This window comes from Actinomyces sp. HMSC065F12 (assembly GCF_001814535.1).
In the GTDB taxonomy this organism is placed as follows: domain Bacteria; phylum Actinomycetota; class Actinomycetes; order Actinomycetales; family Actinomycetaceae; genus Pauljensenia; species Pauljensenia radingae_A.
Window position 1 is genome coordinate 1 of the sequence record NZ_KV816995.1, and the last position, 2,458, is coordinate 2,458.

Annotated in this window: 1 protein-coding gene; it reads right to left on the minus strand. The window is 51.6% G+C overall.

Annotation, left to right across the window (positions count from 1 at the left end):
- Positions 1–31: 31 nt before the first annotated feature.
- The coding region (locus tag HMPREF2975_RS07500; RefSeq protein WP_070726901.1) for a DEAD/DEAH box helicase at positions 32–2,458 on the minus strand (2,427 nt) is incomplete at its 5' end.

The window sequence follows — 2,458 nt, forward strand, 5'->3', positions numbered from 1 at the left end:
TGCTTGCGTTAGCGGGTATCAGACGAGGGTGTTAGAACAAGAAATCTGGCATCGAGAAGGCTTCTGGCACGTTGTATCTGATTTCGTTGGCTTCTTTGCGGACGTTGATGTTCGAGCTTTCGAGGAGAATCGGGTTCAGGTGGGGTTTTCCTTCGTGAAGGAAGATTGCATTGGAGACGTTGATTCGAATGTAAGTGGCGCTCTCGCGGGTGAATCCGAGTCGTTGGAGAAGGATGGTTTCCTGTTTCGTTGTGCCGTACTCGACGTATTCGTACCAGTCGTTGTCGAACTGCTCTTTTCCGTGGACCTTCTTGTATTCGTTGGAGAATTTAAGAAAGTAATTCGATAGCTCAAAAAGGATTACTTGCTCAATAGCTTCAAGCGTGTCACTAAAAACAAGGTTTCGGTGTTCTTTCGAATCTAGGTAGCGATTCGGTTGCCGATTGATCCACACAATTCCAGTTTTCCGGTGATGCTCGATTGCACGATTCATGATGGAACGCAAACCGTGTCCCTCCATCCACTGCAACAGGAGGACGGTGTACCAGGACAGCATAGCGAGCTGGTCACTTCCCTTGGTTGTTCTCCCTAACGTCTCGGGATTGTAAATTCGCCATTTGAAGATTGAGGCAAGCCGCTGAAGAAACGCGAGGGTCTCGTCGTAACTGAACTTTCCGTTTGGAGAAAGTTGTGGATACTGGAGTCCAGCTTGGATTGCGTGCGTCAGCGCTTCTGCCTGGTCAACGGAGACATTGATATCGTCATCTTGTTGGCCTTCGCGTCGCGAGAAAGTAGCAATAATGCTGTTGGTAGCCTGTTCGTCAAGATAGTCAGAGAATTCTTCACGCACCAGGCTTTGACGTCCGGTAGTGATGTCGCGCAAGAGCATGAGACCGAATTTGCGTTTCATATCATAACGCTCATAGCTCTCATTCCCTTTGGAGAATTCGATGCGACCTTCCTGTAGATCCTTGACGACACCTTGCTTCATTTTCTTGCTGATAATTTGTGAGTCAGTTTGCACGGATAGCTTCTGTACAGGAACGTTCGCTTGTAGGAGTTCCTTGGCCTTTTGCTCGGATGCAAGTTGGTTGCCCACGATGATGAATACGTTGCCGTAGAGGTTGAACTCGATACGCCCGACTCGGCCGATCAGGTTCTTGAAGTCGACTGCTGTCATTCCTGCTCTGCCGATTTTGTTGGTTGTGATGACGAGGTTGTCGGCGGGAAGGTTGACTCCTTCGAGGAGCGTGCTGGTGCAGAATAGTGTCGAGATTTTGCCTTCGCGGAACAGGCCTTCGATGCGTTCGCGGATCGCTGGCGGGAGGTAGCCGATGTGGTAGCTGACGCCTCTACGGATGAGACCGCTGAGGTAGTAGTCCTCGTGGACGTCGCGTTCGATGTCTTTTGCGAGAGCGTCCAAGTCTTTATCGTTGAGGTCTGCCAAACCCTGGGCATAGTCACGCGCCGCTTGCACTGCGTGATGTCGGGCAGAATGAAACACGATGGTTTGCCCACGATGATCTGAACCTCGTGATGATTCACTAACAAATCGGGTTACGCCCTGTGCGGTAGCGTCCTGAGCTTGAAGTGAGGCTAGGTGCGTGAATTCTTGGGTGTGGTCGTTGTAGCTGGAAATGGTGTTCTCGTGCAGGTTGACGAGGTATTTGAATTGCGCGACTGGCGAATACTGGGTTGCGACCGCGTTGGTTTCATTTTCGTCAGAGTTTGGATCAACCAGCCTTAGGAATACCTCTGGGTTGGGAATGTTGGGTGAAGCGAAGATGAAGTGTGGTGGTCTGTGGCGGTGTTGAAGGATTGTCACGGTTTGGTAGTAGAACGGGGCGCGGCTGTTCTTGCCTGAGAGTTTGTGTGATTCGTCGAAAAAGACGTACTCGAATTCGATTGCAGGTTTGCCGATCAGAAGGTAAAGCAAGCGTTCTGGGGTGAGCACGAAGATGAAGTTGTGATCGCCTTCGAGCACGATGTCACCAGCGGCACTGACGATTCGATAGTTGTGCCGTTCAAGGTCTTCGCCGAGGTCAGCGATCAGTTTCGAGCGGGTCTCGTTGATCAGCGCTTTTGACGGCACGATGATCGCAAAGTTGGCTGTCACCCCGGATTTGATCTGGTTGGTGATGAAGGTGCGCATGATGAAGGACTTGCCCAGTGACGTTGGGGCCGAGAAGGAAAACTTGCCGTCGTTCAGGCGGTCGTAGATCTTCTTTTGCGGCGCGAAAAACTTCATCGACTTATCACCGGGCACGGTGAGGTATTCGGCTTGGTAGGCGTTGAATGCGGCGTCGAGGATGCCCGCATCGGAAGTCACACCCAACTGCTTCAGGCCTGGGTAGTTACCTAGCGTGGTGAAGATTGCAGGAACGTATGCTTTCGTTCGCGCGTCTTGTGGGTAGAGAATGTGGCACAGGAGCGCGATTTCTTGCGCCCACACCCTGTG